The organism is Caldisphaera lagunensis DSM 15908 (assembly GCF_000317795.1).
Lineage (GTDB): Archaea > Thermoproteota > Thermoprotei_A > Sulfolobales > Acidilobaceae > Caldisphaera > Caldisphaera lagunensis.
In genome coordinates this window covers 437,565-463,904 of record NC_019791.1, presented here as the reverse complement: position 1 = coordinate 463,904, position 26,340 = coordinate 437,565, and the positions used below count along the sequence as shown (strand labels likewise).

Annotated in this window: 29 protein-coding genes; 19 read left to right on the top strand and 10 right to left on the bottom strand. The window is 30.0% G+C overall.

The features are described from left to right. Window positions 1–8: 8 nt before the first annotated feature. A complete protein-coding gene (locus CALAG_RS02265) occupies window positions 9–719 on the top strand; it encodes a nucleotidyltransferase family protein (RefSeq protein ID WP_015232128.1) in 711 nt (236 codons plus the stop codon). Between the two features lie 20 nt (window positions 720–739). Here CALAG_RS02265 and CALAG_RS02260 read toward each other — a convergent pair whose 3' ends face one another. From CALAG_RS02260 to leuS, 5 genes are all read right to left on the bottom strand, one after another. After that, the gene (locus tag CALAG_RS02260; protein ID WP_281086581.1) at window positions 740–1,027 is read right to left on the bottom strand and encodes a transcription elongation factor; all 288 of its coding nucleotides are present in this window, start codon (window positions 1,025–1,027) and stop codon (window positions 740–742) included. 443 nt (window positions 1,028–1,470) lie between these two features. After that, entirely contained in the window at window positions 1,471–2,574 is a 1,104-nt protein-coding gene (gene amrS, locus CALAG_RS02255) for an AmmeMemoRadiSam system radical SAM enzyme (protein WP_015232126.1), read from the bottom strand. Continuing rightward, complete coding sequence (locus CALAG_RS02250; RefSeq protein ID WP_015232125.1) at window positions 2,541–3,404, bottom strand: hypothetical protein; 864 nt, start codon at window positions 3,402–3,404, stop codon at window positions 2,541–2,543. The genes amrS and CALAG_RS02250 overlap by 34 nt, the downstream gene beginning before the upstream one ends. Window positions 3,405–3,444: 40 nt before the next feature. Then, window positions 3,445–3,975 (bottom strand): HD domain-containing protein, encoded by a 531-nt coding sequence (locus CALAG_RS02245; protein WP_015232124.1) that lies wholly within the window; start codon window positions 3,973–3,975, stop codon window positions 3,445–3,447. A gap of 135 nt (window positions 3,976–4,110) precedes the next feature. Continuing rightward, window positions 4,111–6,981, bottom strand: a complete 2,871-nt coding sequence (gene leuS / locus CALAG_RS02240) for a leucine--tRNA ligase (RefSeq protein WP_015232123.1) — start codon at window positions 6,979–6,981, stop codon at window positions 4,111–4,113. 307 nt (window positions 6,982–7,288) lie between these two features. On the opposite strand from leuS, the gene CALAG_RS02235 reads away from it, so the two are divergent. The 5 genes from CALAG_RS02235 (at window position 7,289) to infB (ending at window position 11,235) form a co-directional block, all read left to right on the top strand. Next, complete coding sequence (locus CALAG_RS02235; RefSeq protein WP_157463154.1) at window positions 7,289–7,615, top strand: hypothetical protein; 327 nt, start codon at window positions 7,289–7,291, stop codon at window positions 7,613–7,615. Between the two features lie 190 nt (window positions 7,616–7,805). Next, window positions 7,806–8,507 carry a 30S ribosomal protein S6e gene (locus CALAG_RS02230; RefSeq protein ID WP_015232121.1) on the top strand — a complete coding sequence of 234 codons (702 nt, stop codon included), beginning with the start codon at window positions 7,806–7,808 and terminating at the stop codon, window positions 8,505–8,507. Between the two features lie 241 nt (window positions 8,508–8,748). Continuing rightward, the gene (locus CALAG_RS02225) at window positions 8,749–8,973 is read left to right on the top strand and encodes a hypothetical protein (protein ID WP_425393262.1); all 225 of its coding nucleotides are present in this window, start codon (window positions 8,749–8,751) and stop codon (window positions 8,971–8,973) included. Then, a complete protein-coding gene (locus tag CALAG_RS02220; protein ID WP_172633876.1) occupies window positions 8,939–9,274 on the top strand; it encodes a hypothetical protein in 336 nt (111 codons plus the stop codon). Before CALAG_RS02225 ends, CALAG_RS02220 begins: the two co-directional genes overlap by 35 nt. A 98-nt stretch (window positions 9,275–9,372) precedes the next feature. Then, complete coding sequence (gene infB / locus CALAG_RS02215; RefSeq protein ID WP_015232118.1) at window positions 9,373–11,235, top strand: translation initiation factor IF-2; 1,863 nt, start codon at window positions 9,373–9,375, stop codon at window positions 11,233–11,235. Window positions 11,236–11,367: 132 nt separating this feature from the next. Here the strand turns inward: infB and ndk are convergent, their stop codons facing one another. Beyond that, complete coding sequence (ndk, locus tag CALAG_RS02210; RefSeq protein WP_048816684.1) at window positions 11,368–11,793, bottom strand: nucleoside-diphosphate kinase; 426 nt, start codon at window positions 11,791–11,793, stop codon at window positions 11,368–11,370. A 190-nt stretch (window positions 11,794–11,983) separates the two neighbouring features. Between ndk and CALAG_RS02205 the strand changes: the two genes are divergently transcribed. The 6 genes from CALAG_RS02205 (at window position 11,984) to CALAG_RS02180 (ending at window position 16,131) form a co-directional block, all read left to right on the top strand. Continuing rightward, window positions 11,984–12,439: a 30S ribosomal protein S15 gene (locus tag CALAG_RS02205; protein WP_015232116.1), complete on the top strand. Its 456-nt coding sequence runs from the start codon at window positions 11,984–11,986 to the stop codon at window positions 12,437–12,439. A 153-nt stretch (window positions 12,440–12,592) separates the two neighbouring features. Then, entirely contained in the window at window positions 12,593–13,867 is a 1,275-nt protein-coding gene (locus tag CALAG_RS02200) for a hypothetical protein (protein ID WP_015232115.1), read from the top strand. Further along, complete coding sequence (locus CALAG_RS02195) at window positions 13,849–14,112, top strand: KEOPS complex subunit Pcc1 (RefSeq protein WP_015232114.1); 264 nt, start codon at window positions 13,849–13,851, stop codon at window positions 14,110–14,112. Before CALAG_RS02200 ends, CALAG_RS02195 begins: the two co-directional genes overlap by 19 nt. A 210-nt stretch (window positions 14,113–14,322) precedes the next feature. After that, window positions 14,323–14,958, top strand: a complete 636-nt coding sequence (locus tag CALAG_RS02190) for a 30S ribosomal protein S3ae (RefSeq protein WP_015232113.1) — start codon at window positions 14,323–14,325, stop codon at window positions 14,956–14,958. A gap of 504 nt (window positions 14,959–15,462) precedes the next feature. After that, window positions 15,463–15,663 (top strand): hypothetical protein, encoded by a 201-nt coding sequence (locus tag CALAG_RS02185; RefSeq protein ID WP_048816683.1) that lies wholly within the window; start codon window positions 15,463–15,465, stop codon window positions 15,661–15,663. A 141-nt stretch (window positions 15,664–15,804) separates the two neighbouring features. Beyond that, window positions 15,805–16,131: a hypothetical protein gene (locus tag CALAG_RS02180; protein ID WP_157463153.1), complete on the top strand. Its 327-nt coding sequence runs from the start codon at window positions 15,805–15,807 to the stop codon at window positions 16,129–16,131. Window positions 16,132–16,224: 93 nt separating this feature from the next. On the opposite strand, the gene glmU is transcribed toward CALAG_RS02180, so the two are convergent. Together glmU and CALAG_RS02170 are read right to left on the bottom strand one after the other, a co-directional pair. Beyond that, window positions 16,225–17,472 (bottom strand): bifunctional sugar-1-phosphate nucleotidylyltransferase/acetyltransferase, encoded by a 1,248-nt coding sequence (gene glmU / locus CALAG_RS02175; protein ID WP_015232111.1) that lies wholly within the window; start codon window positions 17,470–17,472, stop codon window positions 16,225–16,227. Window positions 17,473–17,478: 6 nt separating this feature from the next. Next, the gene (locus tag CALAG_RS02170; protein ID WP_015232110.1) at window positions 17,479–18,375 is read right to left on the bottom strand and encodes an MBL fold metallo-hydrolase; all 897 of its coding nucleotides are present in this window, start codon (window positions 18,373–18,375) and stop codon (window positions 17,479–17,481) included. 234 nt (window positions 18,376–18,609) lie between these two features. On the opposite strand from CALAG_RS02170, the gene CALAG_RS02165 reads away from it, so the two are divergent. Next, window positions 18,610–19,017: a hypothetical protein gene (locus tag CALAG_RS02165; RefSeq protein WP_048816682.1), complete on the top strand. Its 408-nt coding sequence runs from the start codon at window positions 18,610–18,612 to the stop codon at window positions 19,015–19,017. Between the two features lie 70 nt (window positions 19,018–19,087). Here CALAG_RS02165 and CALAG_RS02160 read toward each other — a convergent pair whose 3' ends face one another. Together CALAG_RS02160 and CALAG_RS02155 are read right to left on the bottom strand one after the other, a co-directional pair. Then, the gene (locus tag CALAG_RS02160) at window positions 19,088–19,666 is read right to left on the bottom strand and encodes a hypothetical protein (RefSeq protein ID WP_015232108.1); all 579 of its coding nucleotides are present in this window, start codon (window positions 19,664–19,666) and stop codon (window positions 19,088–19,090) included. Window positions 19,667–19,835: 169 nt separating this feature from the next. Further along, window positions 19,836–20,192, bottom strand: coding sequence for a hypothetical protein (locus tag CALAG_RS02155; protein WP_216475983.1), 357 nt, complete (start codon window positions 20,190–20,192; stop codon window positions 19,836–19,838). A 699-nt stretch (window positions 20,193–20,891) separates the two neighbouring features. On the opposite strand from CALAG_RS02155, the gene CALAG_RS02150 reads away from it, so the two are divergent. From CALAG_RS02150 to CALAG_RS02125, 6 genes are all read left to right on the top strand, one after another. Then, a complete protein-coding gene (locus CALAG_RS02150; RefSeq protein WP_015232106.1) occupies window positions 20,892–21,383 on the top strand; it encodes a hypothetical protein in 492 nt (163 codons plus the stop codon). A 113-nt stretch (window positions 21,384–21,496) separates the two neighbouring features. Beyond that, complete coding sequence (locus CALAG_RS02145) at window positions 21,497–23,158, top strand: cytochrome ubiquinol oxidase subunit I (protein ID WP_015232105.1); 1,662 nt, start codon at window positions 21,497–21,499, stop codon at window positions 23,156–23,158. Window positions 23,159–23,160: 2 nt separating this feature from the next. Then, the gene (locus CALAG_RS02140) at window positions 23,161–24,351 is read left to right on the top strand and encodes a cytochrome ubiquinol oxidase subunit I (RefSeq protein ID WP_015232104.1); all 1,191 of its coding nucleotides are present in this window, start codon (window positions 23,161–23,163) and stop codon (window positions 24,349–24,351) included. Window positions 24,352–24,460: 109 nt separating this feature from the next. Beyond that, window positions 24,461–24,649 (top strand): 50S ribosomal protein L24e, encoded by a 189-nt coding sequence (locus tag CALAG_RS02135; RefSeq protein WP_015232103.1) that lies wholly within the window; start codon window positions 24,461–24,463, stop codon window positions 24,647–24,649. 162 nt (window positions 24,650–24,811) lie between these two features. Further along, complete coding sequence (gene psmA / locus CALAG_RS02130) at window positions 24,812–25,576, top strand: archaeal proteasome endopeptidase complex subunit alpha (protein WP_015232102.1); 765 nt, start codon at window positions 24,812–24,814, stop codon at window positions 25,574–25,576. 62 nt (window positions 25,577–25,638) lie between these two features. After that, on the top strand, window positions 25,639–26,337 hold the full coding sequence (locus CALAG_RS02125; RefSeq protein WP_015232101.1) for a ribosome assembly factor SBDS: 699 nt from the start codon (window positions 25,639–25,641) through the stop codon (window positions 26,335–26,337). The last annotated feature ends 3 nt before the right edge of the window (window positions 26,338–26,340 follow it).

Below are 26,340 nucleotides of genomic sequence, written 5' to 3'. Positions count from 1 at the left end.
TGTAAAAAATGAGTCTCGCTTTAATATTAGCTGGTGGATATGGCAAAAGGTTAAGACCTCTTACGTTAGATAAGCCAAAACCATTAGTACCAATTAATGAAAGACCACTAATAGTTTATCAATTAGAATGGTTAAAACATTATGATATCGATGAAATCGCCTTATTAGCTGGATATCATAAAGAAAAGCTAATAGAAGAGTTAGGAAGTGGTTCTAAATATGGAGTTTCTATTTCTTATGTTATAGAAGATGAACCTTTAGGGACTGGTGGCGCATTGAAGAAGGCAGCCCATATTTATAAAAATCATGAAAAGTTTTTAGTAACAAATGGTGATATTATAACAAATATTGATCCTAATATCATACTTTCATCTTTGAAGGGAAATATTATAGCGGCCATGGCTGTAGTTCCGCTTAGAAGCCCTTATGGAGTATTAGATATTGATAATAATGGCTATGTAAAAGGATTTAAAGAAAAACCATTACTTTATGATTATTGGATTAATGCTGGTATTTATGCTTTTAAGCCAGAGATAATTAACTATTTGCCTGATAAAGGAGATATAGAAACGACTACATTTCCTAAATTATCTTCAGAGGGTAAGATGATTGCCATAAAATTTGAAATTCCAAAATATTATTGGAGAAGTATTGATACCCATAAAGATTTAGAAGAAGCGTCTGATGAAATAAATCGTATGGGAGGTCTATTTAAATAATTTTAGGAATTCCTTGTATTTCATATTTGATCTCCATATTCACCCATCTGATCAAGTACTAATTCATAGTAGTCTTCTTTAGCCTGTTCTAATTCTTCCTTATTTTCTTCACTATTAACATTTTCTTCTTGACCTACAGTTTTAGTAGTTAATACTTTTTCCTTTTCTGCAGTTTTCGATACACTCTTATATTCATTCACTGCATTACTTGTTGCTTCCATCTCATATCCACACTTTGTACATCTCAACAAGACCTTTCCATTCTTCTTTATAGGCACCATTACGCCTCCACATTTAGGACAGAACATCATACTTACACACCAGTTGTTTTAATGCCTTATGTATTTTATCGTACAGAGTTTATATTAATTTCTATTGTATATAGGCTTTCTCTTCATTGAAGTCTTTTAGAGAGATCCTTCTTTCCTTTCATGATTCTGATTATATAATTAATGAGGATAGTCAAAAGGTGCAGAGGGCACTCCCATTTGTTGGCCTTCTTATCCGTCTTGTTGGTAGTTATCCTATAGGAGTTGCTATGCTCACTCTTCCATAGTGTTTTCTTTTAATCAAGTAAGAAATAGTGTTGTTAGCTTCATCTATGGTATCATTGGTCAGTAATACCTTTGTCCCATATTTGCTCAAGAGTATACAAGGCTATCAGCCTTTTGTAATTTATTATATAAAAATTTATAATGCTTGCTAATTTTTGTATTATAATTATGTTTTAAACATGATTATTATAAATTATTTATAGTAAAGATAAAGAAAATGGGCTTGAACTTCTTTTCTTACCCACTATATCAATCTTTGTTCCACATCTTGGACATCTATTATCGTCTGTAAGTCTCCATGCAGTTATATAGAATCCATACCTTTCTATTAAAGGATAACCGCATTTTGGGCAATATGTGTGTTCCATTTGATGACCGGGTACATTACCAATATATACATATTTAAGACCTTCATTTTTTGCTATGTTTGCAAGCCTTTCTAATGTTTTAACTGGCGTATCTTCGCTGTCAAGCATTTTATAATCTGGATGGAATCTGAGAAGATGGAATGGAACATTATCACCCAAATTTTCAACAATCCATTTAGCTAATTTCTTAATATCTTCATCTTTATCTCCAACTTTTGGAACAACTAAGTTGGTTATTTCAATCCAAATTTTCTTATCTTTCATAGCTTTTAATGTTTCTAAAATGGGTTCTGGGTTTGGTACTCCCATGTATTTTCTGTAAAATTCCTTATTTCCTCCCCCTTTAAAATCAACTGTAGCGGCATCCATTAAATTTCCAATATCATCAACAGCCTCGGGCGTCATATAACCATTGGTGACCATTGTATTGAATAGGTCATTTTTCTTTGCTAAGCTTGCTGTATCATACATAAATTCATACATTATGGTAGGTTCATTATATGTATAGGAAATACCATCAGCTTTAATGTTTATTGCATCTCTTATTATTTCTTCTGGTTCTTTTCTTTCGCCATAAAGTCCTTTTTCTAGCCTGCTTTGACTAATTTCCCAATTTTGGCAAAATGCACAAAAGAAATCACATCCAACTGTTGATATACTTAAAACTGTGCTTCCTGGATTAAAATGCATTAAGGGTTTCTTTTCTATAGGATCAGCATTTTCTGCAGTCAATAAACCATAAACCATTGTATATAGTTTTCCATCAATATTTTTTCTTACTCCACAAACACCCCACGCATTGGGTGCAATTAGGCATCTTCTATGGCATAGGTTGCATTTAACCCAGTTTTGTTTATCATTTAATGTTGTCCAAAACTTAGCAATTCTTATATGACTCTTTAATCTAGCTGAATCGCTCTCGGGTCGTACCAAATTATATCACCATTGCTTATTCTACCAAACATTTTATCAGTTTTTTTAGATATTACTTTATTAAATGGTAGCTCAACACCACAATTCCAACAATGGTTTCCTTTTAATTCCAAATCTAATAGTACACCTTCTTCTCTATATGCTACCGGTTTTTTACAGTTATAACAGTAGGTTATATACTCGCCGTATAGATTAACATGGATATAAACATATGGATTTACTTTTTTGAGCTCATTATATAACTCCCTTACAGCACCTCCTCCTTTATTATCAAGCAAATAGATGTGAACTGGTATTTCCTTTTTGCCTACAACTTTTACTAAAGGTAAAAATTTTTCTAATAATGGTTCTTTATAATATAACTGTACTTCTATCCATGAATTATATTTGTTAAAATTATTAATATAATTTATAAAATCAATATTTGTATAATAATCCAAAAAATGATCATAAACTATAAAATCAATATTGTATAAATTTATTGGTTCAGCAATTCTGATTCCTATAGGTATATTTAATTGTTTTTTAATATTATCTAATAGTTCATCATTAATTAGATTTTTTATATCACAGCCTTCTAATATTAACCCATCGGCCCCCCACTTATTAATTAGATTATCTATACTAGAAATATTAATTTCTCTTAGATTCTCAAAGTTAGATTTATAAATTTCGCATATATCGAAATCCTTACACCTTATAGGTTTAGTCGATGGTAATAAAATATGCATTACTTTACCCCCCGATAAATAATGATATAGGGATAAAGCTTCTGGAGTGCTAATTCCTATCGCTGATACTGGAAGATTTAATGTTTTCTTGTCACTCATTATGCCCATCCTTTTAATGTATACTCTGAAAGTCTTAATTTTATTTGTTAGTTTTGTCTAATCCTTTTAAGAAATCTATTATAATATTTTCTAAGTTGTATTTCTTTGATAGATTAATTATTTCTTCTTTAACATTATCTTTAATGCTGTTTACATTATAGCCTTCTCTTTCATATTTAAGAGAAATGATGTATGTAGATAATAAATCTGAAATCTTAGCAATAATGCCTTCTATAGTATTACTAGATTCAAACTCGTAGTATAGTTTCTTTATTTCATTGTTTATATCTAAGCTATTTATTGCATCTTTTTCTGATTTAGATTTATCTATGTTGGCAGTCTTACTTATATCACCAATTATTGCCTCACCAATATCATGTATCAAAGCAATTGATGCTGCTTTATATTTATCTACATTATTTAGTTTTGATGATATCTCTAATGCTATTAATGAGGATGCAAATAGATGTTGTGAAACAGTCTCAGCTTTGCATGGTTCTATTCCTTTTATCATCCATCCGCTTCTCGCAATGCTATTAAGAGAATATATTAATTCATCAATTTTACTCATTTTTCTGACCTTTAAATTTATAGAAGACTTAAATAACTTATAAAATTATCTTATAATAATATCTGAACCTAAAAGATGTGGATTTTCATTACGTTGTAATTTAGTTAGGCATGAAAATTCAATAAAAGCACAAAATTATTTTTCCAAATAAAGGGCAGGTCTTCCAGGTAATGCTAGATCGCTTCTCGGTAAGTTGCTATTTTCTTCTAAAGCTATACTGATTTCCTTATTAAGCTCTTTTTCAAGAAAGTCCTTAGATTCTTGGATGGATTTTATTTCAAGATCTCTTGATATGTAATTCTCTAAAAGCTCAGGATATTTAGATATCATATCAATAACTTTCGCTACCTTGCCTTTTTCTACTTTATAATCATTTTTAATCAGCTCACTTCTTAATTCTTTTAATGATTTATTTTTCATTTTGCTTTTGGCATCATTGAAAAGTTCATATTTCCATGGAGATGCTATTATTATATGGACTTTCTTTGCATCGCCTATTAAGCTGATTAGTTCTTTTGAATCGTTGATTATTTTTTCTATTAACTCTTCACTCTTTTCATAGTCTTTGTTAATTTTGCTTTCATCTGCTTCTGGCCATGAGTGAAGAGAAACAAAATCATTATGTCCCATTAAATGCCATGCTTCTTCAGCAACATGGGGTGCAATTGGGGCAATCATTAAAGTAACAGTCTCTAAGTATTTGTTAACAACTTCTTTATTTGGTACATTTGATCTAGTTAGATACCATTTGTATTTATTCTTAAGATAATAATATGACTTTATAAGAGCGCTCTTAAATCTCGTTTTTTCCATGTCTTCTGTAACTTCTTTTATTGTGCTATTAATTATGCTTTCAAACCAATAATCTAAACTGAGTCTATAATCTCTTCCCTTATTGTAATTATTTTTCACAAAATTAAGCCATGTGTTAAGCTCTTCTATTGCATTTTCAACCAAAGAAGATTCAAAGTTTGCATCATCATATCCAGGATCAGCCCCAGCCATTATTTCAGACCATCTTGTTACATCTGCACCCCATTTGTTTAATGCATCTCTTAAAAGCAAGAAGTTCCCTTTGCTTTTTGCCATCTTTTCTCCATTTAATAAAACCCAGCCATTTATACCAATTCCCTTAGGCCATCTTTCCTTATCAAATATTGCAGCATGATGGTAGATGAAAAATAGCAAATGATTTTGTATTAGATCTTTCCCACTAATTCTTAAGTCAACTGGATACCAATACAAAAATTCTTTTCTCATGCTTTCTATGAAATTTTTATCTAAATGAGTCTTTTTTGATATCTCATCTAAATCTCCTATACCCAAAAATATGTAATCAAAAAGCTCTGGAATAAGATTTGATGGATCAACTTTATTTTGAATAAAGTGAGAAATTGTATAATATGCCATATATATGGTTGAATCGCTAAGGCTTTCTATTACCCAATTTTTATCCCAGGGCAATGGTGTTCCAAGCTCATTCATATGTGTGCATGCCCAGTCATTAAGCCAATCAACTAGTCTTAGGAAATCATCCTTTGCGGATTCTGGATAGAAATTCATATTTTTAACAATTTCCCTTGCTTTGCTTTTCCACTCTTCATTACTATATAACAAAAACCATTGGTTTTCTACGAATTTTATATGAGTCCTTGCTCCACATCTACAATAGACTTTTGAAGGAAGTGTGTAAACTTTTAACGCTTTATTTTCGTTTCTTAAATCACTTGCTATCAATTCTTTTGCTTCATTAACCTTTAGATTTGTATATTTACTATCAACATTGTACATAATTCCGTTATAGAACTCCTTCGCATAAAGCTCCTTTGTAGCTTTTTCTAATAGCTCTACATTATTTTGATTCTTTATACCAAGCTTTTTTGTAATTTCCTTTGCAGGTATATCTTTAAATTCTGCTGTTTTTATGATTTGTATGGGTGTCAATTTGTTAATTTCTTCTTCATTTAGATTAAGTTCTTTGATTAATTTTTTATTGATTTTAAGATCTTCAAGCGCTACATAGTCATATGGTGCATGGGCTGGAACGCTCATAACTATGCCTGTACCTTCATCAGGGATAACGAATTCCGCTGGTAGGATTAATACTTTTTTATTGTTAATTGGATTTATGGCATATTTTCCTATTAATTCTTTCCCATTTATTTTTTGTATTAATTTAACTTCATGTTTCTGATCAGCTAACTCTTCAGCCATATAGTCGTTTATTATCCATATTTCCCCATCAATTTCAGCTATATTATACATGTAATCTTTATTTATCCATATATTTGTTACTCCAAATATCGTTTCAGGTCTATAAGTCAAAGTAGGAATGATTTTTCCATCTTCCATCTTAAACTTTATAATTGTTGCATCAATCGGGCCTATACCAGCATATTCATCAGGTCTATCATGATCTCCTACAACTTTCTTTTCCTTAGGGCACCATACTACTGGGTGGCTTCCTTTTGTAACATAATTTCTTTCTCTTAGTTTATAATATTGCCATTCAACAAATTTACTAAAATAAGGATTAAGGTTTGTTGTAAAGAACTTTCTTCTCCAATCAATGCTTAGGCCATATCTTTTTAAATCTTTTTCCCATTCATTTGTAAAATAATAAACCCAATATGATGGTTCCTCAAAATTTTTGATTAATTCATCTGGAACTCCCATGCTTTTAAGTTCTTGGATTTTCTTTGTGTCATTTTCTTTAATTCTTCTCGCAGATGCAACTATTGGCCCACCAGTTGCATGCCAACCCTGAGGAAACAAAACATTATATCCTCTCATTCTTTTGTATCTAGCCATTACATCAACTCTTAGTATGGTAAAAGCGCTTCCCAAATGTGGTAATCCGTTCATGTAAGGGAATGGAAATGTAATAAAGAATTTCTTTTTGTTTTCGTCAGGATTAGCTTCAAATATTTTGCTTTCACTCCATTTATTTTGCCATTTGCTTTCAATTTCTTTTAAATTATTTATTATTTCGTTTTTGTCTTCCATTTTTTTCACTCTGTTCTTTTGGGTTAATGTTGTTGCCTAAAAGTTTTCTCAGCTTTTAACCTAGTAAAGTATTCAAGTATTAAACCTGGATTTAAAATTTTTCATATAATTGCTGTTCATATGATCAAAAAAGGTAAAAGTTCATTAAGTTAGGATATCAAATAATCTTAAAATAATTAGATAGAAATAATTCATTATAGGTGATACATTATATAGCTTACCTTTCTATATGACTTTGCTTTTTGACATCATCTTTGCAGACATAAACATATTAAATCTAACAACTATAGTTATTCCGGTGAAAATTATGTCAGAAGAAAAGCCTGTTGTGGTCAAAGAGTTTAAAGGAGAAGCCAAAATTGGCAGAGTATTTAAGAATTTTGCAACTTTGACCCTAAAACCAGAGGATTTGTCAAGCCCTGTAACTTTCCAAATGGCTATATCAAGGTTGTATGAATCTTTGATGAAAGTCTTCGAATCAGGAGGACCTGAAACGACATATATTGCAGAGGTAAAGATAACTGATGATACTGGAAATCAAGTTTCTATAGCAATTGATTTAGGAAACTCTATCCCACCATTTTCATCAGAGAAAGTTAAGGCGGATGTTAAGGTCACACTGCATGAGGATTAATTTTGTTAATTTATCAATAAGATCAAAATATTGTTTTTATAATTAAAAATTAATTATCTTTAAACTAGAAAACTTATTCGTAAAGATGGGTATCTAGTTTTAAAATAATATTTTTATGGAATAATGATAGCAAAAGGATTTAAAACTACCGAAGAATGATTTTCAGAGGGAGCAAGAAGGTGTATAAAACATGCCAGCTGAAGAAAGACCGCCACTAAGGGTTGTTATATCTGATCCCAAAGCAGGAGATAAGACAGTTAGTGTAAAGGTTAAAGGAGTAGATGATAATGAGTTGAAATTAAATGAATCTATGAAAAAAACTAAGGAACAAGAGAGAAAAGAGTTGCCAAAAGCGAAGGTTAACAAAAAATTAATTGAAGATCTTAAATTAAACGAAGTAGGAGTTTTGACGCTTACCATTAAAAAAGAAGGAGGAAAATCAAATGTACCATTAAAAACCATTCAAGATGATAAAGTTCCTGAAAATGAGGTATGGGTTAGCAATGAGCTTTTAGGAGAAATTGCAGGATCAAATGAAGCAGATGCGATAGCATTTAGAGCTAAAGCTTGGCAATTAGCAGTCCCAGAGGATATAATGATAAGGCTATCTGGTTTAGAAATTGGTGATGAGTTTGATGGAGAACTATTAGGTTTTAATAATATTAAGCTCAAAATAAAGGGAGGAAGCGATGCTACTGGTTTTCCAATGCATCCAGGTATTCCGGGGGCAGTGAGAAAAAAGGTACTTTTATCAGGACCTCCAGGTTTTCATCCTGAAAAAGAAGGAGAAAGGAGAAAGAAAACGGTAAGAGGACGTATGATTCCAGATCCAAGGGCTGAAAGAAGAAAAACAGCATTAGCTCAATTAAATGTAGAAATAAGTTATTCATAAATTTAAAAATTGTATTTCTTATGAATTTATATTAAAATTTTAAATTTAAAAATAATTTATCAATAGATTTATAGAATAAGCTGAGTTCTCTCAACCTTTAGATTTTTAAAATTGTAATATGCTTTAAGCAAAATAAATTTAAGGAGTAAATTTATAAAAATAATTTGGAAAGCTAGCTTTAAAAAGGTGGCCTTAAAAATAAATACTAAATATAAAATTGATGGGGGAATTTTAATTGACTATGAAAGCAAGAATAACAAAAAGAGGAAGTTTAGCATTTATTGAAACTGAAGCAGGACAAAAGGCTGTAGTACCTTGGGATAACATATGCAACATAATAAGGAGATTTGAATTAATTCCTGAAATTGTTGGGAATGAAAAGTTAGATTGTGTAAATAACTTTAATAAAGAAGGTGAGGTTGATATCGATGTTGAGTCAGAAGGAAATGATGAAGAGGAAGATTGAATCCTTAATTTCTATATTAAGGCAAAAAGGTTTAAAGGTATCATCAATAGAAGATAAAAATACTTGTTTTTATTCTGTATCAGAATATAAAAATAAAATATTTGCGTTATTTTTCTATATTCCAAAATATAGTAATTATATTATAACGAAGCTTACTGTTACTATAGGAGGGTGCGAAGAAACCTTATATGGAGCAAATGGGCTGTTTATTCTAGAAGAGAATGAATCTACTTTGGCAGAAAAGATTATAGAAAAACTTGAATATATGAAAAAAGTTAATTTTAATGCAGATTTAAGCTAAAAATTTTTTAATTAATTTTATTATTAGAAAAACTATAATAATTTTATAAGCATTTTTATATTAAACCTTTAAGGGTTTCTGTATAAGAGGGAATCAAAATGAGTCAAGTACAACCTCAAGGTCAGACAAAAAAATTAAGGCAACCAATTGTTGTAGTATTAGGCCATGTTGATCATGGAAAGACTTCTCTCTTGGATAAAATTAGAAGCACTGCTATTGCTGCAAGGGAAGCTGGAGGTATAACCCAGCACATAGGAGCAAGTATAGTACCTTCTGCAGTTATTGAAAAAATATCCGAACCTCTCAAAAAGATTGTCCCAATAAAATTAGCTATTCCAGGTTTGCTATTTATAGATACGCCAGGTCATGAACTTTTTTCAAATCTAAGAAAAAGGGGAGGCAGTATTGCAGATTTTGCTATATTGGTTATAGATGTAACAAAAGGTTTACAAGATCAAACGTTTGAGGCTATAGATTTACTTAAATCAAGAAAGGTTCCTTTTCTAATTGCTGCAAATAAGATAGACAGACTACCTGGTTGGGAAAGTAACCCTGATCAACCATTTGTAGTTTCGTATCAAAATCAATCAAGAAGGGCCAAAGAAGAACTTGAAAGAGTTATTTATGGAATTATAGTTACAAAATTCTCTGAATTAGGATTTCAGACAGAGCTATATACAAAAATCAAAGATTTTACGAAAACTGTTGCAATTGTTCCAGTTTCAGCAAAAACAGGTGAAGGTATACCTGACTTGCTTGCCGTTTTAGCTGGTCTTACACAACAATATTTAAAAAACAGGTTGATATTTGCTGAAGGGCCAGCTAAAGGATCAGTTTTAGAAGTTAAGGAAGCTGAAGGATTAGGCACCGTTATTGATACAATAATATATGATGGTATTATTAGAGTTGGGGATATTATAGTTTTAAACGGCAAAAATGGGCCTATAATAACAAATGTGAGATCATTATTAATGCCAGCTCCTCTAAGCGATTTAAGAGCTAAAGGTACAAGATTTGTTAATGTATCAGAAGTTTATGCAGCTGCAGGAGTAAGAATTGCAGCCCCAGACCTTGAAAATGCATTAGCTGGATCATCTATATATGTTGCAAACAGTGTTGAAGAGGCTAATGAATTAAGCAAGACATTACAAAGCGAAGTTAAAGAGCTCATTTTTAAAGCGGATAAGGATGGGATAATAATTAAAGCTGATACTTTGGGAACCCTGGAGGCTTTAATAGAAGCATTTAAACGCATGAATATTCCAATTAGGGTTGCTGATATTGGAAATATAAGTAAATCTGATGTATTAGAAGCTTCATTAACGGCCAAAAAGAATAGGTCATTGGGAGTTATAATTGCCTTTAATGTTAAAATATTGCCAGAAGCAGAAGCTGAATTGGCAAATAGTAATGTTAAGGTCATACAAAATAATATTATATATCATTTAATAGAAGAATATGAAAATTGGAGTGAAAATCTAAAGAGGGAAGAGTTACAAAAAGAATTAGATTCTTTAATAAGGCCAGGAAAATTCAAAATATTGCCAGGATATGTTTTCAGGAGAAGTGATCCCGCTATTGTAGGAGTAGAGGTAAATGGGGGTATTATAAAACCAGGATATCCTTTAATAAATGAAAAGGGCAAGGAGTTAGGAAGAATTATGGCTATAAAAGATAAAGACAAGAGTCTTGAATTTGCTAAAGTAGGGCAGGCAGTTGCTATTTCTATTGAAGGGAAAATATTAATAGGTAGGCATGCAAATGAAGGTGATGAAATTTATACCGATGTTCCTCTTGAACACGCAATGAAACTAGTTTCTCAATTTAAGAATGTTATTAGTAATGATGAGCTATTAACTTTGAAAGAAATAGCTGAAATAAAGAAAAATTCAGGCTTTAAGGAATATAATTTGCTTTTATCAAAAATAAAGGATATTTTGGATAAAAAAATTAACAGTTAATAATTATTAAAAATTTTTCCTTTAATAAGTTTCAATGAAATTCTTTCTATAAGCTTTTTTTAGATATGAAACACATTTCTTAGCATAATCATGAATTTAAAAATTAAATTATTAAAAATTATTTATGTTGATTTAATAATTGGAGATTATCTCTTCATCTCTAAATATTACCTTATATTCTCGTTCAAAACTTTCCTGAGAGTCACTTGCATGAACCACATTATCTTGTATAGATAATGCAAAGTCCCCTCTTATAGTTCCTGGTTGAGCTTTTCTTCCGTCAGTACTTCCTATCATAAGTCTAACTACAGATATAGCAGAATCCCCTTCTAATATCATTGCAACTATTGGACCACTTGTTATGAAATTTACAAGATCCGAGAAGAAGCTTTTATCTTTATGCACAGAATAGAACTCTTCTCCTTTTGTCCTATCAAATTTAACCATTTTTAAAGCAACTAGTTTTAATCCTTTCTTTTCAAACCTAGAAATAACTTCTCCAATTAACCCCCTTTTGACTCCATCAGGTTTAACCAATACTAAAGTTCTTTCTGTCATTCTTATTGTCACCAAGCTATGATTTTGTTTGCTAGTTTATAACATTTATTATAACCTTTATCATGCTGATTTCTTTCTTTATTAAAGGGCAAAACTTTCATTATGTGGTAATTATAAAATAAGTTTAATGATATATCAATGATAAAAAATAAATTCCTAGATTGCATTAGACAGTATGGAGTGATTTAATATGCATAAGAATAGCAGGAGAGGTAAGTCACATTCCATAAGGCCTTCAACGTTTACAGCAAATTGGATTACTTATTCACAGCAAGAAGTAGAAATGATAATAGAAGAGCTTGCTAAGAAGGGATACACACCTTCTCAAATAGGATTGGTTTTAAGGGATCAATTTGGAATACCCCTTGTTAAACCAATTATAGGAAAAAAGGTAGGTAAGGTTTTAGAAGAAAAGAATTTATCACCAAAAATACCTGAAGATCTGTTTAATTTAATAAGGAAAGCAGTTAATTTGAGGAGGCATTTGAATGAACATCCTAAAGATAAGACAAGCATGAGAGGTTTAATATTTACTGAAAGCAAGATTAGAAGGCTTTCAAATTATTATAAAAAAGTTGGTAAATTGAATAAAGATTGGGTATATGATCCAAATGCTGCAAAGCTTTTGGTTGCTGGGAGTAGCTAATAATTAATTCTAATCCTACACTTCATGTTTATTATATAGAATCGTTGAATAAACCGAAAACCTTAATAAGTTTTTTATACTTTAATTAAATGAAATAATATAAAATAATGACATATAACGGAGAAATTCTAAAAATAATATGGTGAAAAACAATTGCTTAAAATAAAGCTCGATAAAGGAAAGGACATTGATAAGCTCAAGTTACAAATTTCAGCTGCATTAAATAAAGTATTACAAGAGTCAAAAGATAACAATATACTTAGAATTATTGTTTATCCATCTTTAGAAAATATAATAGGAGGCTTAATGTTATTTAATGTTGCATTAAATCTAAATATAAAAGCATCCATATCAACTAGATTAAATGCTCCATCAAAGATTACAGATCCCACTATATTAATTGGTTATTCTAACTTAAATTATAAGGTAAGCGATATAGAATCTGTTTTGGTTTCTCTTTCTCATGAGATTAACGAAATACCAATAGGAAACTCTACTTTTGTAGAAATAAATGGTAGCATAGGATCAGGAATTTATTTTGCTTTAAAAGGATCTGATATAATTAATGTTAAACCCGAATATGCTATATTATCATTGGCATCAACATATGCGAGCAAATATGTTAGCAAATCAGGTGAGTTTAGTTCTTTTGATAAAGATGTTATAGAAACATTGATAACATCTGATGACAGCCTTAATATGGAAATAGTAACAGGTCTAAAGATATTTAGACCCACTTCGCTCAATTTCTGTGAATCTTTATCGATTACACTGAATCCATTATATCTAACATTAACTAACGAAGATTCTTGCCAGAGGTTTTTAAAAGAAAATGGGTTTGAGATGCTAATCAATTCAAACATTGGGAAAATAGATAATGAAACGAATAAAAATATAACCGTATCTATATATAAATATTTGAAGGATAATATTATAAAAAATAAAATAGATATACAAGAATATGTTGGAGGAGTTGGAGTTTCTAAGGCAAGAATTGTTATGCAAGATCCAAGAGAGGTAATTTATTCAATAATGCTGCTTATTGAAACTATGGGATTCCATTCAGCTGTAGGTCTTATAGCTGATTATGAGAATGAATATCCTCAGATACCTCATTATCTTAGGTCTTCAGTAAAAATTGCTGAAGATGTTATCTTGAATAATAAATTTAATAGGGCATCTCAGATTAATTTTGCAAAAGTTTACGTTACAAATGAGGATAACTTGCCTATTACAGCAATACAAAAACAACTAAAAATAATGGGTTACATAGACAATGATGCAATATTAGGTTACTTGGATAAAAATAAACTAAAAATACCCATATTATCATTAGAGGATTCATTAGGATATGGATCTGCAGCTAGATTTATTCAGACATTTAAAGGAGAATTTGATGGTGAATCGGTATGGATAAAGATAGTGTAGAGTGCACAGCAGAATTAGTTATACCAAATAAAGACGCAAATGCTATAGCAAAATCATTAACTCCAGATAACATAAAAGACTTACCTAGTTATTTAGATATTAGTTGCAAAAACGAAAATGATAAACTAATTTGCACAATAAGAATTAAAGACTGTAAAGACCCTAAAAGAATAATGTCGTTAAAGAATACACTAGATGACCTGTTAATCAATATAAGATCAATTATAGATTCAATGAATATTTAACCATGAGTCTGAAATTTTCCTTAATATAACTATTTATTGTCTAATATTTATTTTTGTTAAATGGATATTAAAAATAATTTTTATTATTAAAAATAAATTCTCTTTTTATTAATATGGAATAATTATAAGCAAGAGAGAATTAGGTTAGAAGGATTTAAAACCTCAAACTTTTAATTTTATATGTGCGAAAAAGAATAAGGTGTGCTTGAGTTGCCAAGGCAAAAGTCAAAAACTTCAGTTAGAGATGCTTGGAAGTTAAAGAAATGGTATAATATAATATCACCAGAGACGTTTGGTAAAATACAAATAGGTTTAACTCCGGCTGATTCTGAGGAAAAATTAAGCAAGAGAACTGTTGAAATAACGCTTTTTGATATAACTGGAAATTATTCCCATGTTAATACCAAATTAAAGTTTCAAATAAATTCAGTAAGCGAAGATAATGCCTATACCATATTTAAAGGCCATGAATTGCTAAGGGATTATTTAAGGAGCTTAACTAGGAGAAGAAGCAGTAAAATAGCTATCATTTTAAATGTTACTACAAAAGATGGTGCTAAGATAAGGGTTACCTCAGCTGTATTTACGCAATATAGATGCAAAACAAGTCAAAAACAAACAATTAGAAAAATTATGAAAGATATAATTGAAAGCAAAGGAAATCAGTTAACCTTTGATGAATTTGTTAGATTAGCTGTATTTGGTGAGCAAGATGGAAGCCTAGCTCAAGAGATAACTAAAGCTGCTAAAAAAGTTTGCAATGTAAGAAAGGTAGAAATTATAAAACAAAAAGTTATAGAATTACCTAAAAATGTTGCTAGTTCTCATGAGGCAGTTGCAGCCTGATTTTAAACTTAACCTTGTTTTTAACTTTAAAATATAATTATTCATTTGATTTATTTAATTTAATGTCAATAATTTTATAGAATAAGTAAATATGTTAACTAAAATAAAAATTTATTTCTTGTTTTTATTTTACGCTATTAAGAAATAAAAAAGGTGAGCTTAATGGATACTCACCCGAATATCAAAGAATTGAAAATGTGCGATAATGAGAGGTTCTATGATTTAGTTAAATAATCTTAGAAATAGAAATAAATTTAAATAATATATGTTAAGAATTTATAAATTGGGAATAATTTTTATGCCTGAGGTACATGAAGAAGTCATTAATGTTAAGCTTGCTGAGATCTTAAGCAATGAATTTGGTATAGATGCTAGATCTGAGATACAAAAAGGAAGGAAAGGGCAGATATAAGATGTTTTTATAATGGATTCAATATAGGAATAGAGGCTTCATATCATAAAGAAGATGCTGAAAAAGATGCTAAGATGAGAATAGAATAGGGATTGGTTGATATTTCGATTGCTCTTTGGATTAAGAAAGAATATCATGATGTCCCTGAAAAGGATCTTTACAAAGAGATAAAGGAATCCAAATTTGATGCAAGAATTTTTGTTCCCAATTATGTGGAGAATTTTAATCCAGAATCATATATTTGGGAAGTTAAAAAATATCACAGCCTTCTAATAGCTGGTTCGCTGATTTAGATATACCAAAGCTAAAAGATGTTATTGATGCGTCTATAGAGTTCTTAGTTGGAAGTCATGAAATAGATAAATATGTGAAGAAAATCAAAGAAAAGATACTTGAGAAAGCTTTTACCTTATGGCTTAATACTACATGGGGTTATGCTAACAGTACTAATAAATAGAGAAGAAACAGGAGGGGCTTGGACAAGCTTAAAGATGTCTCAATGGAGATTATTACCTATAATAGATTTTTATAAGCTTAATAAGGAAACAATCGAAAAATTATCAGATCTTTTTGATAGGGTTAGCAAAAAAGTTCTCAAAGAAATTCCTGAGCAGTTTAATCCTGAAAACATAGATCAGATAAGATTTGAAATAGATTGTGGATTTCTTAATGCCTTTAATCAATCTCCAAGTGAAATAGAGAACTATCTAAACAAACTATATGGCAAAGTTTATATTGCTTTGAAAAGAATGTGGGGTTAATTTTTAATAAAAAGTGATGTTAGAAAACAAAATTAAAATCATATTTAAGCATCTATTCCATAAAATAATTTATGGGCTAATATCACCATTTTACTAAAGAGCATTTTTACATTTAAAAATCTCATAAGAATTTACATCTCTATCTACAATACAACCTGGATATATTATCGCATGTGAACCTATTTTTTTACCAGGCAAAATTGAAACATTAATGCCAGTTTGAGCATAATCTCCTATTATTGAACCTAGTTTTTCCATTTCTGTATCTATAATGTCCTCTTTAACTTTCATTTTTATTGATTTATGATCAAATCTCAAATTCGCTGTTATTGTACCAGCTCCTAGATTAACATGCTCTCCAATAATGCTATCACCAACATAATTAAAATGAGGCAATTTAGAAAATTCCATTACTATAGAACCTTTAACTTCTACAGAATAACCAGCTGATGAATTCTTTAAAAATATTGTATATGGCCTCAAATGTGATGTTGGACCAATTATAGAATTCTTTGATATAAATACAGGTCCTTCAATAACTGTATATGGTTTTATCTCAGCACCTTCTTCTATTATAACATCACCTTTAATTACTACTGAATTATGAACATCACCTTTAATTACTTGCCCTTTAATTTCTTCATCTAACGCTAATCTATTAGCAATTAATAGGTCCCAAGGTCTTCCTATATCTAGCCATTGATTTTTAGGTATATTTAATGTAAAAATATCAAAGCTTTTAATCATTTCTTTTATTGCATCAGTAACCTCATATTCATTTCTTGATGATAATTTAATGTTATCAATATATTCCTTAGAATCAAAAGGTAGTCTCAAAATCCCGGCGAAAATCGTATTTGAAACAGGCTCATCTATTTTAGGTTTTTCTTTTATATCTTTTATAATTTCATTTTCAATTTTAACCACACCATAATTCCAAGGTTTACTTACCTCAGTAACAACTATACCTGGGGATTTTAGTTTAATTAAATTTTTATAGACATTTTTTGATAAATATAAATCAGAATATATGATAAGATAATCTCCTTCTCCTCCATAATCCATAGCCATTTTTATTGCATGGCCTGTTCCTTTTTCCTCTTTTTGATCTACATAAACAATCTTATTTTCATTTGGAAAACACTTTTTTACTTCTTCAACAACCTGTTCCTTTTTATATGATAATATGATAATAATTTTTTCTGGGTTTAATTTAGATAATTCTTTAAGATGTCTGCATATTAATGGTTCTCCCAGTATTGGCATTAGTGCCTTTTGTTTATTATCAGTCAATGGTCTAAGTCTTTCCCCTTTACCTCCAGCTAACAGGACTAATTTCATGATTATTCACCTCATTAATTTTCTAGCTCTCCATGGCTTGTGATTTCTATCGACTTCTATTATCTTCATATTTTCAAGGGATCCTAGATACCCTATCATACTCCTTGCTGCAATATATAATAATGGACCGTTAAGATTTGGATAAAGCTTAGGCAATAAATCATTTATTGAAACCCAATCACTATTTAAAATGGAACTTAGTTGCATCATCTTCTTTTCTTTACCAGTTAACGTATCTTTTATCCATTGTTGTATATCAATTCTCTTTGTATCTGGTCCATGACCTGGACGTATCAAATCCCAATTGTTTAGAGTAAACAGTTTAATTATAGATTCTTGATATTTTAAAAAGTCTAATAACGTAAGTCCTCCTCCTGGTAAAATGTTATCTCCTGCAAAGAGATTATTAGAAATAAAATAGCATACATGATCGTTACTATGTCCTGGACATGGAATATATTCTATTATATTTTGTTTAATTGGGTCGCATTCATCTAATGGAATATATTCATTAAATTTTAATGCATTAGCAATATCATCGTAATAACTTAAAGTTTTATCTATTATAGTTTTTATTTCATTATTTATATTAAATTCTTTGCCATTATAGCCAAAGATCTCGGCAATTCTATTCGCGCTGTATTTAAATTCTCCGTTAATTAAACTATTGTAAGTATCTTGACTTGCGCATATTTTCTTATTTTTAATGCCGGTTATTCCATAAGTATGGTCCCAATGACCATGTGTAATCAATATATAATCAATTTTGCTTTCATATGCCATAAGATTTTCTTTAGTTGCTCCGGCATCTATTAGTATGTTATATTTGTCATGCTTTATTAAATAATTATTTGCAGGTCTATCTAAGGGGAAATTATAGCTTTCTAATCTAATTATTTCCATTATTATTCCCATGAGATATAATTTCGTTTAGGGTTAAAAATATAAATTGTTAATTTTAATTTTGTTCCTGATAAATAGCTTATATAAATTTAATTTAAGAGAAGAAATTTTGTATTTTATTTTAATAAAAATTAATTATTTAAGTAAAATTTTTATTAATAAAAAATTTTTGACATATATAATAGCTTATATACTTTAGTTTTATTATATATATAGGATATAGGGGTGAGAGAAATGCCAATATCTACTGAAGACCAATCTAGGAAAAAACTAATAGATAATATAAGGGCAAAGATTTTCAAAGAATATGAGGACATTCAATCATCTCTAGTAGATGAATCAGGTCTAAGCGTTACCACAGCATTAGATGACTTTGACATAGAAAAACTAGTATTAGATGTTTTGGAGGAAGCTAAATCGCCAATTAGTTGGAGGGATTTAAAAGTAATATTCCAAGGAATAGTAGGAGAAGATAGATTAAGGAGAATATTAAGTGGTCTTAAGGCAAAAAATGAAATTGCTGAGTTAACCCATACAAGGTATAGTTTACCAAAATATGTCCCACAAGACGAATTAAATAAGGTAAAGAATCCTGTTGTTATGAGAAAGTTTGAAGAATCCTCTGAGGAAGATACAAATTAAAATATTTTTATTAAAAATAACAAATTTTCTAATGATATATAATAAATAAAATTTATATTTATTTTTAAAATTAAGTATTTTGTGCTGTAGATTCACTAACTATTTTCTTTCCTTCATTGCTAATTTTTGAATCATCTTTTAATATATTTATAGATTCTCCAGAAACTAGGATTTTAACTTTAGTTGGTCCTTTAATGCTTATAGCTCCAATAATAAATGGCTGCATCATTATGTTTGATGAAAGCTCGCCATCAAGTTGAAGAGATAATTTATTGGTTTTTATATTACCAACTTTTGGTATTTTTATTATTATATCTTCTCCATTTTCATCTGATTCAAATTTTATGGTTATTATATCCCCAGATAGTATGTAACCTTCCTCTGTTTCTAATGCATTTTGAATTTTTTCTCCTAGAACGTCTACTATAAATTCGGATCCGTTAGCAACAACTTTTGTTGCCTCTTCCATCGTTGGTTCTACTTGAGGTAAATCTGCAAAAAGCGCTGTTATTTTTACTTGAGTACTTGTTATTTCTCCTGATATCTCTTGAGCTCCTTGTATCAGAACATGAGTTGTATCATAACTTCTCCCATCAACACTCAACTTACTACTATCAATCTCAACCTTTATTGGTTCTTTTGATTTCATTAATCCTAAGCCCCCGTGTTTTTATTTTAGTTGGAAGGTATTATCTATATCTATTTATTTAGTCTTTACTAAATATAATTAGCACTTTTCAAATATAATTAAAATTTAAGCATAACTTTAAAATAAAAGATTGAAAATCTGCTTTTTAAAGCTATATGACCTTTTGTTTTTAAAGGGTTTTAACTCTTTTTGAAAGTTTTATTGCACCATCTACATATTTTAAATTTTTTGAAAGTTTTATTGCACCTTTTTTATAGCAATCAATGCAAACTCTTCTTACATTATCCAATTGAATAGAATCCTCTATGCATACTAGTCTTCCACAATATGGACAATATGTAACTGAAAGCCTAGAGTTACATATTTGGCATAAAGAAGCTGCACATATTTTACAAACTCCTCTTTCTTCATCAAAATCATCATAGCAGACGTTTCTTTTACAAATTTTGCATTTATATATTGCTTCATTGATACCACAGATGTCACATATAGATCTTGATTGGTTCATTATTTTTACAATCCTCAAATACTTAATTTTTAGAAAGAAACAATTAAATTTTTATGCTGGAACAAATAAACCCACAATTTAAGGGAAAATCATAATCAGCTGGATTAGGACTCCTCATAGGTTGTATAAACCTCGGAAGTCCGGGTTCTTCACATCATCTTACTTTATGTTGCTTTTCTGAAACCTACTTTTTGTATTACATCACAATCATTATAGATTTTTGAAATTAAAATCTTTTCGCATTTTGTTTTAATGAATAATAAATCATAAATGTTTTATTTTTAATTTTTATGAATTAATTTAATTATTTAATGATAAAAAGATTTTTAATATTTTGCTTAAATCATAAGTATCAACATTTAGATTTTCAAATTAATTAAATCAGATTTCTTAATCAATTTAGCTAATAATAAAATCATTTAGCATAATGGAGATAACATCAATAAAATCATAAATACAAAATATATGCATGATTGTTATCGATTAAATCAATTAAAAAGTCTTACTAAAAGAATATATCAAATCTGACTTGGTTCAATCCTACAAAAGAGTAGACTTTTGCTTGAAGCAAATAAATTAATTATTTTAAATTTATTTTAAATAATATAAGTAAATATCTAATGATAGTTAAAGTAGGATTTAATAAGGGTTAAGGCCCGAAAACAACCTATTATCCTTATACAAGTCGCCTTTAATATAAACGTTTGGTGCATAGAGTTGTCAAGTGTTGATGAAATAAAAAATATAGATAATTTAATACTTCCGTTGGGTCAATTATCAGATAGTGAAGCTGAGAATCTAATAAGTGAAATAGTTAATCTGCTCAGCATAGCAGGAAATCAAAATGCTGATATTAAAGTTCAGTTCTCAACATATGCTGGGATGATATATGATGAACTTATAACAAAGATAAACTTAAGATTATATGCCCAAAAAGCGCTTAAAGTAATAGGTTATCCACTCGCAGATTCAGTAGAACTAATAGATTGTCTTGGGGAAAGTGCGATTAAAGAGTTATTGTTAAGCGCTGCAAAGATATTAAGTAACGAAAATGCAGAATTTGATCAAGAAGTATTAGATATATATTCAGATTGTTTAGGTTGGGATAAAAAACCATCAGAACTGGACAAAGAAACTATATCAATTGCAATATTTGTCTCATTCACTGGGGCATTAAATAAATGGCTTAATTCTTTAGGTACAGCTTAAAACAATTTTCAAATAGATTTTAGTTTTACCTAAATTTTAATTTAAATTAAATATTTGAATAATTTAAAAAGTTTATATATAAGATTATAACTATAAAAACTCTAGGATAAACCTTGGTTAACGCCATAGCATCCTGGGTTGAATTTGGATATTGGGGAGAAAGAGTTCTTTCCATGGTAGGTATAGGAATTCATTGGGGTATATTACAATATGTTTTAGGGTTGCCTTTTGCCGCTTTTATATTACAATTGATTTATCTAAAAAATAAAGATAAAGATTATTTAAGAATAGCAAAAACCTTGGTCAAGGGTATGGCAATAGTTTTTGCTGTAGGAGCTGCAACTGGTACATTAGTTGAATTTGGACTGATTGTTGTTTGGCCAAATGTTTTGACAGCAGTTGGAAAATGGCTATATTTCCCTATGTACGCAGAAGTTTTTGCCTTCATAATGGAAGCAATGATAACTTATTTACTGTATTATGGATGGGATAAGTTCTCAGATGTTACTAGAACAATACTGACATTTTTTGCATTTATTGGCCCTTGGTATTCTGGTGCAATGATTCTTTCAGCAAACGCTTATATGAATGTGCCTACAGGCCTATTGCCTGATTATAATGCTACAACTGGCCAATGGCTTTATTCATTAGGATATCCAAAAATTTTATTAGATGTTCCTTCTGCGTATGTTTCTTTATTAAATGTTTCTAAATTAGAATCATTAGGCATGACTATACAAGGCACAACCAGTAATGGAGTATTGGTATATATGCCTGTCTCGATTGTAAATAGGCTTGTATACGAATCTTTTAATAGTTATATTGTTAATCAAAGCATATTAAAGGCTGTTTTAAATAATAATGTATTAACAAACCAGGCTGTTTTGCAGACTCCTGTTTTAAACATAGTAAATAATATAATGGATTCAACAGTAAATTATTATGGTATATATACCTATTTATTTGATACTCCAGACTTTATCCCAGCTTTGCTGCATAGCATAGGAGCAGGATTAGTGGTTACAGGTTTTACAATGATTGCAGGTTTTGGAACAAGATATTTGAAAGTTAAGGATGAAAAATACAAGAAATACCTAGAAAAAGCATTGAAGTTTTCAATAGTATTTTCATTGATTGTAATAATATATGAAGGCTTAATAGCTGGAGATATGATGGGAAAAACTGTTGCAAAATATAACCCAGAAAAATTTGCAGCTATAGAAGGAACAATGCCAGGCTTTACATCTATAGCAAGCCTATTCCATTTAGATAAAATAGAAGCATTTTTAGCCTATGGTTCCTTCTCAGCTAAATTGCCTAATTATTCACAAATACCTCAATTGTGGGGTCAATTAGGAAGCTTTGGTGTTGGCATAACAAGCTATCTACCCCCGCTAATTGTTGATTATACTTATTATGCTATGGTATTTGTTGGAGTATTGCTTGGTATATATGCACTAATATTAACAGGTTATTTGATATTCAGAGGTGTTAGTAAAATACACAAATTCTGGCTTTATTTAGCAATACCGGGTGCTATTTTGGCTCAATTTGCAAGCCTAATGGGATGGGGTACAAGGGAAATAGGAAGATTACCATGGATAGTATATGGAGTAATGACATTAAATGTTGGGAGTACATTAAATCAACCTACTATTTGGGAAGATGTTGTTGTTAGTTTATTCTATATAGCAATTGTTATAGGATTAGTCTATGCGGTTTATAGATTTCTATGGGTTCCAAGTAAAAAAGAGATTTTAGAAGAGGTGAAGTAGAAATGGTTATGGTATCGGTTTTTTGGCTAGCTTTTAACTTTGGAATCCACATAGTATTAGTCAACATAATAATAGGACTGGCCATATTAGTTCCACTATTTAAATATCTTGGGATAAAAAGGAATGATACAGATTTGATAACTTTATCTAGAAAAATGATGAAATGGTACGCAGTAACATATGGTATAGCTGGCGTATTTGGAACAGCCTTTACGGTATTTTTGTTTTCATTTTATCCATTTTTTACAGATGTAATAGGTAATTTATTATTAGTCCCATTCGGCATATCAATAGTCTTCATAGCTCTTAACTTCTTTAGCCTAATAGCTTATTGGTATGGATGGGATCATTGGAGCTCAACTACTCATAATATAATTGGAATTCTCATGGGAGCTTCAGCTGTTATGATACCATTTGGTTTTAGACAAGTTTTTGCGTTTTTAAATGAACCCGTTGGATTAACTTTTTCTGCCTCAAATCAACCATACTTAAATGTTGTTAAGGCATATACAAATCCAACATTTTGGCCAATATATCTAAAAAGTTTAGATGGTGCAATAACCGCTGGAATGCTAGCTACTATGGGAGGATTCGGACTTTTATATTTAATTAATAATGAAAATAAAAAATATTTCGAAAAATCAGTAAATATGCTGTTATTACCTTCCCTTATAGGTTTATTGCTAATGATTCCCTTAGGTTTTTGGTATTTAATGTCACTTAGTAATATTCCATATAAATTTAACAATATTATGGGAGGTTTTGGTTGGGTTATTGGAAATTTAGGAATATCGTATAATTATAGTTGGCTCTTTGCTCTTAGCATGATACTAACTGCTATTCAGGTATTAGCTGTAATATATATATTTTATAAGGGCATTAAAGGGTCTTTGATATCAAGATCAACAGCATATTCTTCAGTTATAGCTGCAGCATCTGCTATTGGTACAATAGAAAGCATGGAAATGCTAAATGCCTTTAGTCAGTTCCCAAGATTTATAGCCTCCTTAGGAAATCAACAAATAGCTGCATTGCCATATCCTTGGAATGAAACTCTTTCAACAGCATTAAATTTAACTGACTATAATCCATTAGCAGCCGCCCCGTTTGCAACTTTCTTCACATCAATTATGATGGCCATAATGATAGTCATATTAGCAGTGTTTATATATGTTATATTCTTTAAAAAATAATTTTAATTTTTTTAATTAAATTTTTCTCATTTAATGTCAATGAAGTAATGTAATTTTAGTCATATGTATTTAAAAAGAGGTTATTATAGTTTTATATTTGGTGGTTGGAATGCCAAAAGAAATGATATGCAGCTTTTGCGGTGGCATAGTAGAGCCAGGTACAGGCAAAATGTATATTGGGCCAAGAGGAGAAATAATGTGGTTTTGTAGTAGTAAATGTTACAAAAATTCAATAAAGCTGGGTAGAAAATCTAGGAAACTAAAATGGGTAACAAAGCTTTCTAAGAAATTGATTTAATAAATATGTTTTGGGAAAGGTTTTCTAAAATATAATAATTTGCTGTGTAGTGACTAGGTAAATGCAAATTAAATAGATTAAAAATCTAGGTTGCTAGAAATGTAATATAAGCATATTTAAATTCTCAGATAAACTTTAAGTTTTGGTGAGAGATACTTGGCAATGGCTGCACCTCCATCTGCATATGATAGGGCAATAACTATATTTTCACCAGATGGTGAATTGTATCAGGTAAGATACGCATTTGAGGCTGTCAAGAAAGGTTGGACAAGTTTAGGAATAATAACAGATCAAGGAGTAATTTTAGCTGCCGAAAAAAGAAGAATGTTACCTCTTTTAGATCTAGAAGGAATTGAGAAAATATATAAAGTAGATGATCATATTGGAGTAACATTTGCTGGCATGGGAAGTGATGGCAGAGTTTTAATTGATTATGCAAGACAAGTTTCTATAAGGCATAGATTAACTTATGGGGAAGCACCAACAGTTGAATATATAACAAAATCTGTTGCAGATATAAAACAGGCTTATACTCAACATGGCGGTTTTAGACCATTTGGAGTTGCATTAATATTTGGCGGTGTTAATAATGATAACATACCAAGGCTCTATAGAACAGAACCTGGGGGACAATACTTTAGCTATTACGCTGTTGCAATAGGGTTAGGAGGAGACGTTGCAAATAATTACATGGAAAAACAATATAATAAGAACATGAGCTTAAGCGATGCAATAGAACTAGCAGTTAAAGCATTATTCAAGAGCAGGGTATCTACTAGTGATGAAAACAAAAATGATTTAATAAACAATTTCGGTCAATATGTTGAAATAGCATATATTGATGTGAAACAAAAAATGTTTTCTAGGGTTAGTGAAAAGGAAATAAACGATATAGTCGCTGATAATAAAGGAGAATTGTTAAGCTAAACTTAAAGAGATAAAATTTTCTATACCAATTCTTAAATATAATTAAGTGTGCGGTGGTTAGTTTGACAAAAAAACAAGAATTTATTATAGCATGGATTGAACTAAAAGGACAAAAATTTGAGATACCAGTAAAGCCTGATCTTGCTTTTAAATTTAGAGAAGGTGAAAAAGTTAGCATATCAGAAGTTTTGTGGGCTGATACCATATTTAAAGATGTAAAAAAAGGACTAAAGGCAAGTCCAGATTCTTTGAGGAAGGCATTTGGCACAGAAGATATAGAAAAGATTGCTGAGAAGATATTAAAAGAGGGGCAAATACAACTTACAGAAGAAGAAAGGAAAAAGATGATAGAGGCCAAGCGAAAGCAAATTATAAATTATATAGTTAAGAATACAATCGACCCTAAATCTGGAAAACCAATTCCTGAACAAAGAATTGAAAATGCATTAGACCAGGTAAGGTTCAACATAGATCCATTTAAAGGTGCAGAAGCTCAAGCATTAGAAGCCGTAAAAAAATTATCAATATTAATGCCAATTAAAGTAGCAAAGGCTTTACTTGAAATAACTATTCCATCAGAATATGCCTCTAGGGCATATAAAGAAATTCAAAGGATTGGTGAAGTTAAGAAAGCCAATTGGGGATCTGATGGTAGCTTAAAAGTAGAGCTTGAAATACCTGCGGGAGCACAGATAGAGGTGATAGATAAGGTTCAGTCCCTTGCAAAAGGGCAAGCAAACATATCAGTAAAGGTGGTGTAAAAT

Excerpts from the sequence above, each read along its gene's own strand:
- CALAG_RS02265 (WP_015232128.1), top strand. The coding sequence starts at position 9 with ATGAGTCTCGCTTTAATATTAGCTGGTGGATATGGCAAAAGGTTAAGA.
- CALAG_RS02260 (WP_281086581.1), bottom strand. The coding sequence starts at position 1,027 with ATGTTCTGTCCTAAATGTGGAGGCGTAATGGTGCCTATAAAGAAGAAT.
- CALAG_RS02250 (WP_015232125.1), bottom strand. The coding sequence starts at position 3,404 with ATGAGTGACAAGAAAACATTAAATCTTCCAGTATCAGCGATAGGAATT.
- CALAG_RS02245 (WP_015232124.1), bottom strand. The coding sequence starts at position 3,975 with ATGAGTAAAATTGATGAATTAATATATTCTCTTAATAGCATTGCGAGA.
- leuS (WP_015232123.1), bottom strand. The coding sequence starts at position 6,981 with ATGGAAGACAAAAACGAAATAATAAATAATTTAAAAGAAATTGAAAGC.
- CALAG_RS02235 (WP_157463154.1), top strand. The coding sequence starts at position 7,289 with ATGTCAGAAGAAAAGCCTGTTGTGGTCAAAGAGTTTAAAGGAGAAGCC.
- CALAG_RS02230 (WP_015232121.1), top strand. The coding sequence starts at position 7,806 with ATGCCAGCTGAAGAAAGACCGCCACTAAGGGTTGTTATATCTGATCCC.
- CALAG_RS02225 (WP_425393262.1), top strand. The coding sequence starts at position 8,749 with ATGAAAGCAAGAATAACAAAAAGAGGAAGTTTAGCATTTATTGAAACT.
- infB (WP_015232118.1), top strand. The coding sequence starts at position 9,373 with ATGAGTCAAGTACAACCTCAAGGTCAGACAAAAAAATTAAGGCAACCA.
- ndk (WP_048816684.1), bottom strand. The coding sequence starts at position 11,793 with ATGACAGAAAGAACTTTAGTATTGGTTAAACCTGATGGAGTCAAAAGG.
- CALAG_RS02205 (WP_015232116.1), top strand. The coding sequence starts at position 11,984 with ATGCATAAGAATAGCAGGAGAGGTAAGTCACATTCCATAAGGCCTTCA.
- CALAG_RS02195 (WP_015232114.1), top strand. The coding sequence starts at position 13,849 with ATGGATAAAGATAGTGTAGAGTGCACAGCAGAATTAGTTATACCAAAT.
- CALAG_RS02180 (WP_157463153.1), top strand. The coding sequence starts at position 15,805 with ATGCTAACAGTACTAATAAATAGAGAAGAAACAGGAGGGGCTTGGACA.
- glmU (WP_015232111.1), bottom strand. The coding sequence starts at position 17,472 with ATGAAATTAGTCCTGTTAGCTGGAGGTAAAGGGGAAAGACTTAGACCA.
- CALAG_RS02170 (WP_015232110.1), bottom strand. The coding sequence starts at position 18,375 with ATGGAAATAATTAGATTAGAAAGCTATAATTTCCCCTTAGATAGACCT.
- CALAG_RS02165 (WP_048816682.1), top strand. The coding sequence starts at position 18,610 with ATGCCAATATCTACTGAAGACCAATCTAGGAAAAAACTAATAGATAAT.
- CALAG_RS02160 (WP_015232108.1), bottom strand. The coding sequence starts at position 19,666 with ATGAAATCAAAAGAACCAATAAAGGTTGAGATTGATAGTAGTAAGTTG.
- CALAG_RS02140 (WP_015232104.1), top strand. The coding sequence starts at position 23,161 with ATGGTTATGGTATCGGTTTTTTGGCTAGCTTTTAACTTTGGAATCCAC.
- CALAG_RS02135 (WP_015232103.1), top strand. The coding sequence starts at position 24,461 with ATGCCAAAAGAAATGATATGCAGCTTTTGCGGTGGCATAGTAGAGCCA.
- psmA (WP_015232102.1), top strand. The coding sequence starts at position 24,812 with ATGGCTGCACCTCCATCTGCATATGATAGGGCAATAACTATATTTTCA.